The organism is Empedobacter stercoris, assembly GCF_020281205.1.
In the GTDB taxonomy this organism is placed as follows: Bacteria; Bacteroidota; Bacteroidia; order Flavobacteriales; family Weeksellaceae; genus Empedobacter; species Empedobacter stercoris.
In genome coordinates this window covers 1-17,993 of sequence record NZ_JACXZC010000038.1, presented here as the reverse complement: position 1 = coordinate 17,993, position 17,993 = coordinate 1, and the positions used below count along the sequence as shown (strand labels likewise).

Sequence of the window (17,993 nt, the reverse complement as noted above, 5' to 3'; positions counted from 1 at the left end):
TAAATGCTACACCATATTTTACTTTTCTTGTCATAAAAAATGCCCCCAAAAGTGTCTAACTTTTTGGGGGCAGTGTATTTTACACTGACCTTTTTTTATTTCTAATAATTTAATTTAATATTACAATTTGGCTTGGATTAGACGAAACCTTGTACAGAAAATATTTTAGCATATTCTTGATTTCATCTGTTTCTTGAATTAGAATCAATATGTTATGTATCTTTTCAAGCGATTTTATCTGATGATGATACTCGTAATAGCCATATCCTTTAAATTCCTTATTTTCGATTAAATAAAATGACTTCTCTATCCCACTTCGACCTTTATCAATGATTAAAAATGTATCCGAAGGATACTCTGTCGTTTGAATAAAATCCTTGATTCTTTTATTGTAATCATCTCGAGATTCCTCCTTTATACAAGCTCCATTACATTTATTCACTTTGTACTGAAAACAAGATTCATCAGATTTTATTCCCTCATTTACTTGTTGACAAAGATTGTAATCATTAACAATTTTTTCTAAAACCTCTTTGGCACGTTCTTTCGTCTTAAATTTTAAAACAGGCTCTACTTTTCTAACTTTTCCTATTTCTAAACGTGAATAACCTCTTTTCGATTCTAAATAATACAACCCATACGGATATACTTTATTTCCAACTAGTTTAAGATTATACATTGGTTGGTTAGTCAAAACCTCATTATTCTCTTTTATAGCGGCTAAAAATCCGCTTCCAGTTTCTTCAAATTTAATCGAGCGAGTATAACGTTTTAATTTATTTGCTTTTAAGGTTTTTGATGTAAAAATTTGATTGATAGATCGTGCGATATTATTACTTCTACTAATATAAATTAACTGTTTTCTACTATTGTACATGTAAAAAACACCTATCGTATTCGGTAGATTTTCTAACAATTTCTGATATTTAGAACTTGCTTTTTTAGGTTGTTTTAAACCTGTTTTCTTTGTGATAATTTTTTCAGAATCTTTATCTAAAAGCATTTTGAATAACGTTATCGTTGCTCTTGCATCTCCAGAAGCGCGATGGCGATCTGTTACCACAATACCTAAGGATTGACACAATTTACCCAAAGAATATGATGGTAAATTTGGGATTAATTTCTCACTGTATTCAAAAGTATCAATCCATTCTTTTTCATAATTATAGCCTAATCGTTCAAACTCCTGTTTCAACATTCTATAATCAAACATCACATTATGTCCAACTAAAATACAATCATCTGTAATTTCAACTATCCTCTTAGCTACTTCATGAAACTTTGGTGCAGTTAACACCATTTTATCGGTAATTTGAGTTAATTTTTGTACAAATTTGTCAATCTTTTTTTCGGGATTAACTAATGAAATAAATTGATCAACAATTTCTTTTCCATCATATTTATACACAGCAATCTCAATGATTGACTCTTCTCCTACTTTTCCGCCAGTCGCCTCTATATCTAAAATCGCGTACACTTGCTTATTTTTTTCCTTTTAAAAAATCAGTTAACATTTTCATCCCCCAATCCATCAATTTTCGAGTTGCTGTACGACTTACGTCACGTATAACAGGATTATCTGTCCAATCTTTTTCTTGTGGAACTCTTTTTGAAGGAGTTTTTTTACTACTTGTTTGTTCACTATTTTTTTGTTGTTCTAATTTTTGTGATAATATCTCATTAGCCGATTCACGGTTGATATTCTTCGCATACTTATTAACTAAATCTGAGTTTGCTACAATCGTATTTATTTCATCAGAAGTCAACACATCCATTCTCGAATTTGGTGCGCGCATATAAGTATATGCTAATGGTGTTGGAATCCCTTTTTCATCTAAAGCAGTCACAAAAGCTTCTCCAATTCCTAATTGTGTGATTACCTCATTTGCCTTATAATAAGTTGTCGTTGGATAATTTTCGATTGCTTTCGTAATTTCTTTACGATCTTTTGCTGTAAAACCTCTTAATGCATGTTGAATTTTAAGCCCTAATTGACTCAAAACTGCATCAGGAACATCTCCAGGAACTTGAGTTACAAAATATAACCCAACACCTTTAGAACGAATTAATTTTACCATGGTTTCTATTTGATTTAATAAAGCTTTCGTTGCTTCTTTAAAAATCAAATGCGCTTCATCAATAAAAATAACCAATTTAGGTTGATCAGCATCTCCAGATTCAGGAAATTGAGAAAAAATTTTATTCAACAAACTTAGCATAAAAGTGGAAAATAAATTGGGTTGATTTTGAATATCAATCAAACGAATAATATTTACGATTCCTTTACCATCTTTTGTTTTCAATAAATCTTGAACATCAAAACTTGGTTCTCCGAAGAATTTTGTTGCACCTTGTTGTTCTAATGCAACAATTTTACGTAAAATAGCTCCTAATGAAGCAGGCGCAATTGTTCCATAATTAGAATTTAATTCTGCTTTACCTTCAGCTGAATCTGTTACATATTGTAAAACGCGTCGAATATCTTCCAAATCAATCAATGGTAAATTTCGATCTTCACAATACTTAAATATAATTGAGATTATACTTTCTTGTGTCTCATTTAATTCTAAAATTTTACTGAATAAAATTGGACCAAAATCAGTTACAGTTGCACGAAGTTTAACTCCTCGCTCATCAGAAATAGACAAAAATTCCACTGCTGACCCTTGCGGATTATAAGGTAAATCGAGCGCTTGCATTCTTTCTTGCGCATGTTTATCTTCCGTATTTGCTGCTGCTCCAATTCCCGACAAATCTCCTTTAATATCCATCAATAAAGTCGGAACCCCTTTTAAAGAAAGTTGTTCGGCGATAATTTGCAAAGATTTAGTTTTTCCTGTTCCGGTTGCACCTCCAATCAATCCATGACGATTCATTGTTTTTAATGCCACTGAAATTTCAGCTTCTTCTACAATTTCTCCATCTAATCTGGCTTTGCCTAATATTATTTTATCATTCTTATAGGAATAACGTTTTTGAATTTCCTGAATAAAGCTTTCTTTTTGGTTCATTTTGATTGATTATTAAATAAATATAGGAAAAATTATTCTGCAAATTTATATTTTACAACAACAGGATAATGATCCGAAAATTTTTTACGAATAACATTTGCCTCAATAGCTGTAAATTCTTTTGAATGAAATAAATAATCAATTCTAATTGGAAATTTAAATCCATGAAAAGTTGTAGCATCTCCTTTTCCTACCGCTATAAATGAATCGTGAAGGTAATTTTTTAATTTTTCGTATTCATACGAAATAGGCGTAGCATTAAGGTCTGTTCCCAAAATAACGGGATGACGAGATGATTTGATATACGGGATAATTGCTTCCAACTGCTTTTGATGCTTTTGCATTCCTTTTACCAATTTCAATTCGACCTTTCTGCTCGAAATTTCAGCTGTTTTCGAATCTTCTGATTGAATAATATCTTTTACCATCGTTTTATCGATGTACATGGGCTCCAAATAAACATTGATTACTCGAATTGTATCGGTTCCGAGATCAATATCTGCGTATGCCGCAAGTCCATTAAAATCTTCGCTATTTTCGGTTTCTATTATTTTTGTTTGGATAATTGGATATTTACTATAAATCGTTAACAATCCATAAAATTCTGAATAATAATCTTTAAACTCATTATTTTTCAAACTCTTTTGTTGAGCTTCTCTTGCCTCCTGAAGCAACATAATGTCCGCTTTATTTTTAATCAAAAGTTCTTTCGTTCCTTCATCCTTAAAACCATGAGCATTGTATGTCAAAACTGTTAAATCGGCTTTTTTAGCTTCTATTTTATTGAATTGTACAATGGGGTAAGATAAATAAATTGGATAAAACAATCCAGCTGAAAGAATTAAAATCAATAGAAAATGTCGCCAACTAAATAATAACCAATAAGCTAAAAAAATAGTTCCGAATGCAAATAAAATTGGAAAACCAATTGAGATAAAATTAAAATAAGGTATTTCTGAAGGTGTAAAAACTTTATTTAAATAAACACAATAAGCTACCAACAAAAAAACAATATTTATTGTTAGTACTAAACGATTGAAATAATTTAGTTTAAACTTACTGATTACACTCATTTTATCTACCTTCTTTAAATAGAAAGTCTTTTTCTTCTTTAGATAAACTTTCGTATCCTGATCGCGAAATTTTATCTAAAATTACATCAATTTTCTTTTGTTTTTCAACTTTTTGATGATTAAAATCGTAGTCATCTTTCGGAACATTTGTTCGAGTTGAAGTTGAAGAAGTATTTTTATATATTTTAAATGTTGATTTGTCTTTCTTTTGAAACAATTGTTCTATTTTGATAATAAAGTTACCTAAAAAATCATTTCCTTTCTCAAATTGTTTCATATAAAGATAACCAAAAATCGCACCACCCAAATGCGAAATACTTCCACCAGCATTCTGATTTGCTATAATATTATATACATCAAAAGCAATAAAAAAGTAGCCTACATACAACAATGGAAACGAAGTTGGAATAAGTAGCAAACGAACAGGCATTTTTGGGTTGTAGGAAATCATCCCAAAAAAAACGGCATAAACAGCTGCAGAAGCACCAACTAATAAATGTGAATAATTGAATATATTTTGAAACAATAAAAAGAATATACCTCCAGTTATTCCTCCAAAAATATAAAACGTCACTAAGTTTCTATTCTGAAATTGTTGTAAAAACATTTGGCCTACGAAGTACAACAAAACCATATTCATAATCAAATGGAAAAGATTTCCATGCAACCAAGAATAGCTGAAAATTTGCCATGGTTTTGTCAATAAATCATCAAAAGATGACAATGCAAACAAATCAGTTGTGTTAATAATTGAATTCGCTACAGTACGAAGAATGAAATCTACAATCAGTAACGTAAAAAACACCACAACATTGATATAAATTAACTTTGTTGCACTATTTCCTGAAGAATATTTTAGTTTTAAATCGTCTAAGATATTATTTGTCATAGTTTAATTCCATCTATAAAGATTCTTTTTCCATTTTCTTGCCAATAAGAAACCTATTAAACCTCCTCCTAAATGGGCAAAATGTGCTACATTTCCGATATTCTGGTATCCCATATAAAACTCAATTAATACCATAATTGGAATAAAATATTTTGCTTTTATTGGAACTGGAAAAAAGATTAACATCAACTTTTCGTTTGGATACAACACCGCAAATGCTAACAATAAGCCATAAATTGCTCCTGAAGCACCAACCATTGGTGTAACAAAATAGGTTAAAATACTTGACGCAGATTGACTACTTTGAATAACTGCGTTGGTATGATATGCGCCTTGCATTGATAATTTAGCTGCATCATAAATTTGTCCCAAACCTATTCCTTGCGATTGGATTATTTCTTTTAATTGCTCAACTTGGAAATAATTTACCAAATTAAATAAAATAAAACCTCCTAAACCAGCTAATAAATATAAGGTTATAAACTTTTTAGGACCAAAAGTTTGTTCCACTACCGAACCAAACATCCATAATGCAAACATATTAAACAATATATGCGTAAAATCGGCATGCATAAACATATGCGTTAAGATTTGCCAAAAATTGAAGTTAGGAGATTCTGGATAAAATGCCCCTAAAATTACGCGTAAATCAATTCCTTTTGCGTTAAAAACAAAAGTCGCTAAAAAGAATAACCCATTAATAATCAGTAAATTCTTTGTTATCGGTGGTATAGATTGTCTCATTTAGTTATTGTAATGTTTTTTTAATATCTGCCGTATTCATTTGCACAAAAATAGGGCGTCCGTATGGTGTATAATTTGGATTAGGTAGTCTTAGCAATTCTTCTACCAAAGTTTGCATTTGCTCAGATTTTAACGCTACACCCTTTTTAACGGCGGCATTCTTCGCTAAAATTTTCGCAAACGTATTTTCTAATTCGATTGATTCTTGGTATTCCAACTCTTCTATAAAATCCATAAAAATAGACACGACATCTTCTTGCTGAACATCAACAGGAATTGCGTTAATCTGAATGGTTTCTTCGTCTAACGAAATGTCAAAACCAAAACTTAACAATTGATGTTCTACGTTGATTAATTTCTGACGATCATTTGGCGAAAGCTCCAATTCTATCGGAAAAAGCATTTGTTGAACCAAAGCACTTCCGTTATTTGAATGAATAAATTTCTCGAACAATATTTTTTGATGCGCACGATGTTGATCAATAATCAACAATTCACCACGATATTCTACTATCAAATATTGGTTCATCCATTGTATCACATCAAAACTATCCTGAAAATCTTCAGATTCGAATAATTGATGTGCATGATTATTCTCTATTTCTAACTCAACCGCATCTTTATAAAAATCCATATTCGCTCTAATATCAGATGGCTTTGGCGATCTTGTTTGTTGATGTTCAAATGGATTAAAACTTGAATCAACTGTAATTTCTGGCATTTTAATTTCTGTATTTTCTGTTGCAGAAGGAATAAATGCCCAGTTTGGATCTTGTTCAAAATCCAACGAAGGAATGACATTAAACTGTCCCAAAGCATGTTTTACAGCAGCTCTTAGAATTGTGTATATCAATGCTTCGTCTTCAAATTTGATTTCTGTTTTTGTAGGATGGATATTGATATCAATTTTTGAAGGATCAAGTTCTAAATACAAAAAATAAGACGGACTATATCCTGTTGGCAACAAACTTTCGAAAGCATCTACAATAGCATTGTGTAAATATCCACTTCGAATAAAACGATTGTTGACAAAGAAAAATTGCTCTCCGCGTGATTTCTTCGCAGCATCTGGTTTTCCTACAAAACCTTTTACTCTTACAATTTCAGTATCTTCTTCAACCGAAATAATTTGAGCACTTAATTTCTTTCCAAAAATCTGAGTAATTCGTTGTTTTAAATTCCCCGCTTTTAGATGATAAATCTCTGCATCATTGTGATGTAAAAAGAAACTAATATTTTCGTGTGCCATCGAAACGCGTTGAAATTCATCTTGAATATGACGAAACTCAACCTGATTTGATTTCAAGAAATTACGACGAGCAGGCACGTTATAAAAAAGATTTTTGACCGCAATAGAAGTTCCGACAGGACAAACAACTGGATCTTGACTTCGAACTTCTCCTCCTTCTATCACCAATTGCGAACCTACCTCTTCCTCATCACGACGCGTTTTCGTTTCTACTTGCGCAACAGCAGCAATTGAAGCTAAAGCTTCTCCGCGAAAACCTTTTGTATGAATATTGTAAATATCTTCCGTCTTTCTGATTTTCGACGTTGCGTGACGTTCAAAAGCCATACGAACATCTGTCACACTCATTCCCGAACCATTATCAATCACTTGGATCAAGCTTCTACCCGCATCTTTTACAATTACCTGAATAGAAGTTGCACCAGAATCCACTGCATTTTCAATCAACTCTTTTATCACCGAAGCTGGCCGTTGCACAACTTCTCCGGCGGCAATTTGATTAGCTACATGATCTGGCAATAATTGGATAATATCGTTCATCTTTTCGTTTAAAATTGATTTAATTTTGACTATTTTTTTTAATCAAACTTTACAAATATACAAACAAATCTCCCTTTTCTACCCATATAAACAAAGTGAAACTTATCAACATTTCTAAGCCTTTTGAGTTTTGGAATTTAAGTTTTTTGTTAAGAAATCTATTATTCGTAATTTTTTAATTCTTCTTTTAAATCTCTTATAAACTCATCTAAAGTAACTACAAAACCTGTTTTATTCGTTGGAAAAACATTGATTAAAAAATCATTTTCTCTAATAAAATTTATAATTTCTTCTAATCTATTGAAATCAATCTCTAAAACTTCGCAATCGCTCCAATCATCTATTCTACAAATTTCTGCAAACTCAATTTCTGACCATAAGGGAAATAAAGTTTTATCATCAATTGTAGAAATAGCATGATCTCCATTTGGAAAAACTAATGTATACGTCTTTTCCCAATCAGCTATTTTTCTAATAAAATATTGATAACGTTCAAAAGGATTTAATTTTAAAATATTTTCTATTTTTTTAGGATGCATTTTTCAATTCTTTATCTAAAATAGCTTTCATCTCATCAAAATCTTGATCAATTTCTTGATTAGGTTGTTGCGTAAGCAATGAGACAATATAAATCATCGCCGTTGAAGATAAAAAACCTGGAATCATTTCGTACCAATCTTTGTAATCATGCTGTATATAAACCCAAGCTAAGACTACGATTCCTCCAGTTAACATACCCGCTAAAGCACCTTGCCATGTTGTTTTTTTCCAAAAAAGAGAGAAAACAATTAACGGTCCAAAAGCTGATCCAAATCCTGCCCAAGCATTTCCAACTAAGTTCAAAATCGAATCATTAGGTGTTAAAGACAATAAAACTGCGATTACTGCTACGATTAAAACTGATAAACGGCTTGCAATTAACAATTGTTTAGATGTTGCTTTTTTATTTAAAAATGCTTTGTAAATATCTTCTGTTAACGAACTTGATGTAACTAAAAGCTGAGAAGAAATGGTACTCATTACAGCAGCTAAAATTGCTGACAATAAGAATCCTCCGATCAATGGATGGAATAATACACGCGAAAAATAGATGAACACTGTTTCTGCATCAGTTTTAGAACCATCAAAAAGTTGCATCGTTGATTGATCAAACTTCATCAAATAAGCAATTCCAACCAAACCTACTAATAATGCTCCACCAACAGTAAAGATCATCCATGTTATTCCAATATTTCTTGCTTTCGGAATATCTGACACTTTACCAATTGCCATAAAGCGAACAAGAATATGTGGTTGACCACAATAACCTAAACCCCAAGCCATCAAAGATAAAATCCCAATAGTAGTTGTCCCTTCAAATAGATCTAAATAATTATCACCTTTCGTATTAATTAATGAAAAAGTTTCTTCTACTCCACCAATTTCAGCAATAGCAACTATTGGCACAATAACCAAAGCCAACACCATAATTGTTCCTTGAATAAAATCTGTTAAACTAACAGCCAAAAATCCACCCAAAAAAGTATACAGAACAACAACAAAACTTGTCATCCAAATTCCTGTCATATAATCCATATGAAAAGCAGATTCAAACAATTTCCCTCCAGAAACCATTCCAGCAGATGTATACAAAGTAAAAAACACCAAAATAAAAATAGATGAAACAATACGTAATAAACGTGTTTTATCCTTGAACCTATTTTCGAAATAGACAGGAATTGTAATCGAATTATTGGCAACTTCAGTATAAACTCTAAGGCGTGGCGCAACAAAAACATAATTAAGAAAAGCACCAATTGTTAAACCTATTGCAATCCATGCACTCGATAAACCTGTGAAATACATTGCTCCAGGAACTCCCATCAGCAACCAACCACTCATATCAGCAGCACCTGCAGAAAGTGCCGTAACAGCAGCTCCCATTTTCCGTCCTCCAATCAAAAATTCTTCAGAATTGCTTGTCGACTTTCGGTAAGAATAAATTCCAATTCCAATCATCAAAGCCATATATACACCTATAGAAATATACTCGTAAAAGTTCATGTGTTTAATTTTTATCGAAAATATAATTTTTCATCCACAAAAAATAAACGAACTTTAAATTTCTAAATAATTAAGGATGAATTTTCAACAAAATAACCTCAAAAATGCAACAAGCCCTTATTTAAAACAGCATGAAAACAATCCTGTTTGGTGGCAAAGTTGGAGCGACAAAGTTTTGAATCATGCACAAGAAATCAACAAACCTCTTCTTATTTCAATTGGTTATTCAGCTTGTCATTGGTGTCACGTCATGGAACACCAATCTTTTGAAGACGAAACAGTCGCTAAATTAATGAACAAGTATTTTGTATGCATTAAAATCGACCGTGAAGAACGTCCAGATTTAGACGCTTTGTATATGAATGTTTCGCAATTAATTCATCAATCGGGAGGTTGGCCACTAAATGTTTTTGCACTTCCAGATGGACGACCTTTTTATGGTGGCACTTATTTTCCGAAAGTTCAATGGATCGAATTATTAGAAAATATTAATCATTTGTATCATGAAAATTATCCCAAAACAATGGAATATGTCAACTCTATTGCTGATGGTTTACACAAAATGGAAACGATTGAATTGAAATCTAAACAAAATTTTTCGAAAGAAAAAATCGACGAAACATTCGAATTTTGGAAACAACAATTTGATGACGAATGGGGCGGTTTTAATCGTGCACCAAAATTTATGTTACCAAATGCTTGGGAGACTATATTACGTTATGGAATTCAAACTAAAAACGAAAACTGTTTAATTCAAACCAAAATAACATTAGACAGAATGGCTTTTGGAGGAATTTACGATCAATTGAAAGGAGGTTTTTCGCGATATTCAGTCGATCCGTATTGGAAAGTTCCACATTTCGAAAAAATGCTTTACGACAATGGACAACTGCTTTCTCTATACTCAAATGCTTATCGAGTTTTCAACGAAAAAGAATACGAAAATATAGTAAAAGAAACCATCAATTGGCTAAAAGATGAAATGCTTTCGCCAGAAAATGTTTTTTATGCTGCAATTGACGCTGATTCTGAAGGTGAAGAAGGAAAATATTATGTTTGGAAATCGCATGAATTGAAACTGATTTTAAAAGAAGATTTTGATTTATTTAAGAACTATTATAACATAGACGAATTTGGCGAATGGGAACATGGCAATAATATTTTGATGCGATTAACGGATGACGAAGATTTTGCTACGAAACAGAATATTTCAGTCGAAGATCTTCAAACCAAAGTTTCAAAATGGAAAAAAATCTTAAATCCTATTCGAGAAAAACGCATAAAACCTCATCGCGACGAAAAAGTATTGACCTCTTGGAATGCTTTAACTATAAAAGGTTTGTGTGACGCTTATCTCACTTTTGAAATTCCTGAATATCTTGATTTAGCCGAAAACGCAATTCATTTTATTTTAGAAAATCAATGGAAAAACGAAACATTATTCCGAAATTATAAAGATAAACAAACGACAATTCCAGGATTTTTAGATGATTATGCGTTGATGATTGAAGCATTAATTAAGCTTTTTGAAATCACATCCGAGATAAAATATTTGGAAACCGCTCAAACATTAACAGAGGAAACATTTAATCAATTTTACAATCACAAAAATAAAATGTTTGCTTACAAGTCGCATTATGACACACCTTTGGTGAACGAAACATTCGAAATTTATGATAATGTTATTTCTTCTTCAAATTCTGTCATGGCAACTAATTTATTCAAATTAGGAAAAATTTTGAATGAAGAAAAATACATCGAACAAGCCAAGCAAATGTTAACGAATATTGATGAAAAAATTCACGATTATCCAACTGGTTTTGCAAATTGGATTCAGTTGTATTTAAATTTCAGTTATCCGTTCAAAGAAATTGTTATCGTTGGTAATGAAGCTCAAGAATATTCGAAACAAATCCAACAATGTTATGTACCGAATGCGATTTTTGTTGCTTCAGAAACAGAACAATTAGAGATTACTAAAAATAGATTGATTGAAAATAAAACATCCATTCATATTTGCGAAAATTATGCATGTCAATTACCCGTTTATTCGATTGAGGAAGCCTATAAAAATTTATAAACCATGGAAAAAACACGTTGCGCTTGGGTAAATAAAGACCAAGATTACATCGATTATCACGATAACGAATGGGGAAAACCTATAAAAGACGATAAGATTTTATTTGAATTTTTGATTCTCGAATCTTTTCAAGCGGGATTGAGTTGGTTTACTATTCTCAAAAAACGTGAAAACTTTAGAAAAGCATTTGCAAATTTTGATGTCAAAAAAGTAGCCAATTTTGATGAAACTAAAATCGAAGAATTAGTCCAAAATGAAGGAATTATTCGTCATCGAGGAAAAATTTCTGCAGCAATCAACAATGCAAAGTTGTTTATCGAAATACAAAAAGAATTTGGATCGTTCTCTGATTTTATTTGGAGTTACGTTGACCACAAACCTATTATCAATAATTGGAACTCAATCAAAGAAGTTCCTGCAACCACAGAAATTTCGGACAAAATTGCGAAAGATTTGAAAAAACGAGGTTTTAAATTCTTTGGTTCAACAACAATTTATGCGCACATGCAAGCTACCGGAATGGTTAACGATCATACCAACGATTGCTTTTGTAAATAAATTATGTTTGTAAAAACAGCTAACTTTCGCATCTTTGCGCAAATTTAGCACATGAAAATCGAATTAAAATATTGGATTATCCTCGGTATTTTAGCTTTAACTTGGGGAAGTTCTTTTATACTAATCAAACAAGGATTGGTTTCTTACACACCCTATCAAGTAGGCGCCTTACGTCTATCTATCGCAGGAGGAATTTTAGCCATTTGGGGAATTCCAAGTTTATTTAAGATTCCAAAAAACAAATTAAAATATGTTGCATTAGCTGGTTTTTGTGGAAATTTTATTCCAATGTTTTTATTCCCAATGGCTCAAACGCACGTTTCAAGCTCGATGGCTGGAATTTTAGATTCGTTGGTTCCATTATTTATCTTGTTATTTGGCGCTTTATTTTTTAACATAAAAGGAACTAAAAATCAAATAATTGGTGCGTTGATCGGTTTTTTAGGAGCTGTTCTATTAATTGGTGGAGATGGTTTTTCAGGTGAAAACAGTTTATTACATTGTTTATTAATTGTATTAGCAACTGCTTTGTATGGACTAAATAGTTTGATTTTAACTCGCTATTTAAACGATGTACCATCATTCCAATTGTCATCAGCATTATTTACAATCTGGTTATTACCTTCTATTGTAATCTTATTTTTATCCGGATTTTTCACTGACTTTGTTGGTACTCCTCAACAATTAGAAAGTTTGGGTTATGTCGCCATATTAGGCTTAATTGGGACTGCATTAGCAATGATTTTATTCTACAAATTAATCCAAGCCACTGGCTCGATGTTCTCCTCAATGGTCACCTATTTGATGCCGATTGTTTCTGTTTTTTGGGGATTTTTAGTTGGAGAACAAATCACATTCATGCATTTATTTGGCTTTGCTATGATATTATCGGGTGTGTATTTGACGCAGAAACCAGACAAAAAACAAATCGAAACCATTTAACAGTACTATACGATCAATCCTCATTTATTGAAATGAGGATTTTTTATGCACATTCATTTCATAGGAGAACTTTACTTAAAGCAAGACAAGAGCATCACCGAAGAAAGATAAGAGAGTCCTCCTGGTTGAGGCGAAGTTGAGGCGAAGTTGAGGCGGTACAAAGGCAGCATAGAGGTAGCATAAAGGCGGCATAGAAGCGTCATAGAACCGATACTGAACAATGACCGTGAAAGAAAATAAAGTGGCCTAAAGAGGGGTTGAAATTACGGATTTAAAAATACGATTTTTCGCTAAAAATTCCGAATCCTTCCTTTCTTCTTTCAGGTATCCCATACAAAAAGCCACTACTGGAACTTTGTTCCAACAGTGGCTTTTTGAATATGTTAATTATATAGTACACCTATCGCATATAAGGTTTTAAAGCTGTTGCTAATATTCTGGTAAACTCATCCGCCCCTTTATCGTTTAAATGGGTGGTATTGTAAAACCATTTTTGTTGATAACTGATCGAATCATCCGAATAATCCAATAAAGGCAAATCATATTTCTGTAAGGTTTTTTGGTAACGCCCTACAATTTCATCGCGGTTCAACATATACCCTTGCCCTTTGTAAAATTCTGGCGCAATCGTAAAAATCAATTGAATATTTTCTTGTTGACAACGTTGGATCAATTCTTCTAACAAAGGATACACTTCGGCATCAAATTCCGCATCTTTTGCTTTTAAATTCGCCCAATTGACATTCCATTTTCGGTTATAGGATTTAAAACCTTTTAAACGAAAATCTCCATTTTTGTCCACTTTTTCTTTTGCTGCTTTTTGAATTTCATCTTTCCAATACTTTTGGTCTTCGTATCGGTAAAAAGGAATCACATAATCTTTCCAATCGGCATTTTCATATTCTTTTAGGTACGCATATAATTTGTAATTCCATAACATAAAAGGCACGTATTGATTCGGTTGAAAAACTTCATCAATGTGCGAAAATGAAAACGTATCCAAATTCCAAACAATGGTCTGAGGATGAGGATTTTTATCCAAATACTTCAAGAAACGATAATATTGCATCTTGAATTTACTTCCGTTCAACCCTAAATTATGTGTTTTCACTCCCAATGAATCTTCCAAAATTTGAGGATTGATATGAATCATTGCACGTGAAGAACCAAAAACAGCTAAATCCACGTCTATATCCCCTTGATTCACACGGTTCCATTCTTGTACTTCACCACTGAACAACGCCATCTTTTTGAGTTGATTTGAATAATACACATCAACCAAAACCAATACAATGAAAACTGAAAATATGACAGTAAAAAAGTATTTTAAAAATTTCATTTAATATTTCAAATATTGTTTAACATCTTCTGCCAATTTTCTTGTAAAAATATTTGCTCCTTTTGCATTTAAATGATTAGAATTATAAAATAGATTTTTTTGATAATTCATCGAATCATTTGAATAATCAATAAAAGGAATATTATATTTTTCTGATATAGATTTATATAACTTTATAACTTCATTTCGATTAATTTGACTTTCTATCTGAGCTATATATTCTGGTGAATTTATTAAAATCACACTTGTATTCAATTTTTGCAAATCCTCTATTATTAGAAATAAATCTTGTTTTCTCAAAGAATCAACTTCTATAAAATTAGGTTTATACAATCCCTCCTTCCAAGAATAATTCATTCCTCTAAAACCTTTCACTCTACCGTTATTATGATAATTTGAATAAAAATAAATTTTATAAAGCTCTTTTAATACATCAACTTTTTGATATTTAAATTTTCTATATCTTATCATTGGAAAATACAAATCAAAATAATTAAATTCTAACTCCTTTCCGACAATATCATATATACTTTTTCGATATAACATCAATGGAATAAATTGTTCTGGATTAAAGACTCTTGCTTTTTCAAGAGAAGTAATGTCTAAATTAATAATTACATTTTTAGGATGACTTCCAATGCTAATAAGTTCATCATGCCTAAATTTTTGTAATTCTATCTTTTGACCATTAAATCCTAAATTATAAGAATTTAATTTTAACTCTTTGTCTAATATTATCGGATTTAAATGAACGTAACTCCTAGAAGATCCATAAATAACTAAGTCTTCATCTATTTTTTTATTATAAATATCATTCCAAGTATTTAGTTCTCCTTCAAACAAGCTACTTCTTAAAAATGATTTTGAAATAAAAACATCTATCATTAATGCTAAAACATAAATGATTAATACTCCTAATAATATCCTTTTTAGAAATTTCATTTTCTTAACATTTCGATATGTGGAATATCGTCTTCTAAATATTCTTCCGACACTTGTTTGAAGCCAAAAGTTGAATAAAAATCTTTCAAATAAGATTGTGCAGAAATACGAATTGAAGATGTTTTAAATTGATTTTCGATTACTTGAACAGAATTTTTCATTAATTGTTTTCCCAAACCATAACGACGAAATTTCGGATTTGTAATTACACGACCAATAGACGGTTCGTTTTCGTATGAAATTCCTTGAGGAACAATGCGAGAATAAGCTGCAATTTCATTATCAATCGTTGCCCAAAGATGCCCACATACCAAATCTTTACCATCACAATCTTGGTAAATACAATCTTGTTCGATCACAAAAACGTCGTTTCGTAATTGAATTATTTTATATAGCTCTTTTGAAGTTAATTCTTCAAACGATTTAAAATGCCAAATAATTTCATCCATCCTTAATCTAATTTTGAATATTTTGCGATAATATTTTCGAACATTTTTTGGGGCAAAATATTTTTCAACGTAACCGAAAATTTTTGCATCGATTTACCAATATAATAATGTGGTTTCAAATTCTTTTGAGCCATAATATTTTCAATAATTGGAATCAAATCTTCTGTTGGTGTACCATCTTGTACTTCGTGATCAATATCTGCTACCATCGCATCATATCTTTTTTGATAAAATTTTGACACAAATGTTTTGACACGACTTTCAGCAATATTGGTTTTGATATCACCAAAATTTAGTGTTGTAATTTCTACTCCAGTATGACGATTTTCTAAACGAGCTGATTCTATCAACCGATCTATCATCGCTTTTGAAGCTGAATAATAACCTCTAAAAGGCAATCCATTGTTACTCGCAATCGATGATACATTCAGAATATAACCACTTTTTTGATCGCGCATAATTGGCAAAACTTCTTGCATCGTATAAATTGATCCATACACATTTACAGCCAACAATTTTTCGATATCTGCTTTCGAAGCATCTTCCACAGCACCTAACATTCCAATTCCTGCATTGTTAATCAATACATCAATGTGATGATTTGTCTCCAAATAAATCTGCTGAAAACTACGTTTTACATTTTCTTTATCGGTTACATCTGTTGCAATGTGCTTGAATTTTTCTTGACCTTTAGCCGTTCTTGATAAACCATAAACTTGATGACCTTTATCGTGAAAATAATTGGCCAAAGTCAATCCCACACCCGAAGAAGAGCCCGTAATTACAATAACTTTTGATTGCATGATTCGATTAATTTAACCGCAAAACTACATAATATCAACTAAATATTTGTAGATAAATATTTTTTTGAAGGATTAATAGAAGATTCTCTAAATTTGTACGTCAATTTTCAAAAGAATTCAATTGAATCCGAAAACTAAAAAATACATCATTACAGGAATTAAACTTACAATTAGTATTGCTTTAATCTATTATATATTTTTTGTAAAACTACATATCTTCGATATTTTTAGCCATTACAAAAATGCCAATTGGATTTATATTTTTATTGCCGTAATTCTGTACGTTATTTCACAAGCCTTATCTGTCTTTCGATTAGATTATTATTTTCGAGATATCCATCTTGATTTATCTTATAAATCAAACGCACGCTTGTATTTTTTAGGAATGTTTTACAACACTTTTGTTCCGGGTGGAATTGGCGGCGATGCGTACAAAGTTTATGTTTTAAATAAAAATTATAAAATTAGTTTAAAGAAAATTTCTCAAGCTGTTTTTCTCGATAAAATTATTGGACTTTCAGCAATGTTACTCATTATTGTATTTTTAGTTTTCTTATCTAATCTAACAGATTATCCATGGATACAATATGGTTCTTTAGCCATTTCTCTGATTGGTTTTATTACTGTTCCTTTTATTTTAGGTTTAATTTTCCCTATCCATAAACGTACTTTTTACAACTCGATGATTTATTCTATTGTTTTACAACTGATACAAGTTGGTATGTTGTATTTTGTTTTGGAAGGATTGAATATTCATCCCGAGAATTTCAGTATTTATTTATTGATTTTTTTAATATCAGGAATTTTATCGATTATTTCGTTTAGTGGTTTCGGAATTAGAGAAGCAGTGTTTATGTACGCAGCTCAGCGATTTCATTTCGATGAAACTTTAGCAACAAGTGCAGCATTTATTTTCTCTATTATCACCATTTCAATTTCATTTATTGGGATTATTTACTTGTTTAAAGGAGTCAAAATAGAGGAGAAAAAGAAAAAGACGAAAATTTCTTTTTAAAATCTTAAAATTATTTATTTGAAATGAAAAGAGTTATGATAAAAGTGTGAATTTTATTTTAAATTTTTCATTTTAACTATTTGGATTATTCAAAAACAGCCCTATATTTGCAATCCAATTACGAAGGTCTCTTAGCTCAGCTGGTTCAGAGCACCTGCCTTACAAGCAGGGGGTCACTGGTTCGAATCCAGTAGGGACCACTTTTTAGACAATAAGAAGTCTATTCAAAAAAAATCTTAAAATGAACCTTAGGTCTCTTAGCTCAGCTGGTTCAGAGCACCTGCCTTACAAGCAGGGGGTCACTGGTTCGAATCCA

Annotated in this window: 16 protein-coding genes and 1 tRNA gene; 5 read left to right on the top strand and 12 right to left on the bottom strand. The window is 31.3% G+C overall.

Features of this window, described 5'->3' with window-relative positions:
- Window positions 1-109 precede the first annotated feature (109 nt).
- The 8 genes from IF125_RS13285 to putP all read right to left on the bottom strand — a co-directional run bounded on the left by IF125_RS13285 (window position 110) and on the right by putP (window position 9,549).
- A complete protein-coding gene (locus IF125_RS13285; protein WP_188319067.1) occupies window positions 110-1,477 on the bottom strand; it encodes an exonuclease domain-containing protein in 1,368 nt (455 codons plus the stop codon).
- A gap of 4 nt (window positions 1,478-1,481) precedes the next feature.
- Complete coding sequence (locus IF125_RS13280; RefSeq protein ID WP_225542810.1) at window positions 1,482-3,011, bottom strand: helicase HerA-like domain-containing protein; 1,530 nt, start codon at window positions 3,009-3,011, stop codon at window positions 1,482-1,484.
- A gap of 32 nt (window positions 3,012-3,043) precedes the next feature.
- Window positions 3,044-4,084, bottom strand: a complete 1,041-nt coding sequence (locus IF125_RS13275) for an endonuclease/exonuclease/phosphatase family protein (RefSeq protein WP_225542809.1) — start codon at window positions 4,082-4,084, stop codon at window positions 3,044-3,046.
- A 1-nt stretch (window position 4,085) separates the two neighbouring features.
- On the bottom strand, window positions 4,086-4,973 hold the full coding sequence (locus IF125_RS13270; RefSeq protein WP_225542808.1) for a rhomboid family protein: 888 nt from the start codon (window positions 4,971-4,973) through the stop codon (window positions 4,086-4,088).
- A 3-nt stretch (window positions 4,974-4,976) separates the two neighbouring features.
- The gene (locus tag IF125_RS13265) at window positions 4,977-5,717 is read right to left on the bottom strand and encodes a rhomboid family intramembrane serine protease (protein ID WP_171622374.1); all 741 of its coding nucleotides are present in this window, start codon (window positions 5,715-5,717) and stop codon (window positions 4,977-4,979) included.
- Window positions 5,718-5,721: 4 nt separating this feature from the next.
- The gene (mutL, locus tag IF125_RS13260; protein WP_225542807.1) at window positions 5,722-7,506 is read right to left on the bottom strand and encodes a DNA mismatch repair endonuclease MutL; all 1,785 of its coding nucleotides are present in this window, start codon (window positions 7,504-7,506) and stop codon (window positions 5,722-5,724) included.
- A 161-nt stretch (window positions 7,507-7,667) separates the two neighbouring features.
- Entirely contained in the window at window positions 7,668-8,045 is a 378-nt protein-coding gene (locus IF125_RS13255; protein WP_171622372.1) for a DUF2750 domain-containing protein, read from the bottom strand.
- The gene (putP, locus tag IF125_RS13250) at window positions 8,035-9,549 is read right to left on the bottom strand and encodes a sodium/proline symporter PutP (protein ID WP_225542806.1); all 1,515 of its coding nucleotides are present in this window, start codon (window positions 9,547-9,549) and stop codon (window positions 8,035-8,037) included. The genes IF125_RS13255 and putP overlap by 11 nt, the downstream gene beginning before the upstream one ends.
- 76 nt (window positions 9,550-9,625) lie before the next feature.
- Between putP and IF125_RS13245 the strand changes: the two genes are divergently transcribed.
- Genes IF125_RS13245 through IF125_RS13235 form a run of 3 tightly spaced genes read left to right on the top strand, consistent with a single transcriptional unit; the run spans window position 9,626 to window position 13,129 of the window.
- Window positions 9,626-11,629: a thioredoxin domain-containing protein gene (locus IF125_RS13245; protein WP_225542805.1), complete on the top strand. Its 2,004-nt coding sequence runs from the start codon at window positions 9,626-9,628 to the stop codon at window positions 11,627-11,629.
- A gap of 3 nt (window positions 11,630-11,632) precedes the next feature.
- A complete protein-coding gene (locus IF125_RS13240; RefSeq protein WP_225542804.1) occupies window positions 11,633-12,187 on the top strand; it encodes a DNA-3-methyladenine glycosylase I in 555 nt (184 codons plus the stop codon).
- Window positions 12,188-12,238: 51 nt separating this feature from the next.
- Complete coding sequence (locus IF125_RS13235; RefSeq protein WP_171622368.1) at window positions 12,239-13,129, top strand: DMT family transporter; 891 nt, start codon at window positions 12,239-12,241, stop codon at window positions 13,127-13,129.
- 400 nt (window positions 13,130-13,529) lie between these two features.
- Here IF125_RS13235 and IF125_RS13230 read toward each other — a convergent pair whose 3' ends face one another.
- From IF125_RS13230 to IF125_RS13215, 4 genes are read right to left on the bottom strand one after another with little or no spacing between them, the layout of a single operon-like run.
- Window positions 13,530-14,468 carry a hypothetical protein gene (locus IF125_RS13230; protein ID WP_225542803.1) on the bottom strand — a complete coding sequence of 313 codons (939 nt, stop codon included), beginning with the start codon at window positions 14,466-14,468 and terminating at the stop codon, window positions 13,530-13,532.
- Complete coding sequence (locus IF125_RS13225; protein WP_225542802.1) at window positions 14,469-15,410, bottom strand: SGNH/GDSL hydrolase family protein; 942 nt, start codon at window positions 15,408-15,410, stop codon at window positions 14,469-14,471.
- A complete protein-coding gene (locus tag IF125_RS13220; RefSeq protein WP_225542801.1) occupies window positions 15,407-15,859 on the bottom strand; it encodes a GNAT family N-acetyltransferase in 453 nt (150 codons plus the stop codon). The genes IF125_RS13225 and IF125_RS13220 overlap by 4 nt, the downstream gene beginning before the upstream one ends.
- Before the next feature lie 2 nt (window positions 15,860-15,861).
- Window positions 15,862-16,662 carry an SDR family NAD(P)-dependent oxidoreductase gene (locus IF125_RS13215; protein WP_171622365.1) on the bottom strand — a complete coding sequence of 267 codons (801 nt, stop codon included), beginning with the start codon at window positions 16,660-16,662 and terminating at the stop codon, window positions 15,862-15,864.
- A 121-nt stretch (window positions 16,663-16,783) separates the two neighbouring features.
- On the opposite strand from IF125_RS13215, the gene IF125_RS13210 reads away from it, so the two are divergent.
- Complete coding sequence (locus IF125_RS13210; RefSeq protein WP_171622364.1) at window positions 16,784-17,677, top strand: lysylphosphatidylglycerol synthase transmembrane domain-containing protein; 894 nt, start codon at window positions 16,784-16,786, stop codon at window positions 17,675-17,677.
- A 125-nt stretch (window positions 17,678-17,802) separates the two neighbouring features.
- Window positions 17,803-17,877 (top strand) — tRNA-Val (locus tag IF125_RS13205).
- Window positions 17,878-17,993: the final 116 nt, after the last annotated feature.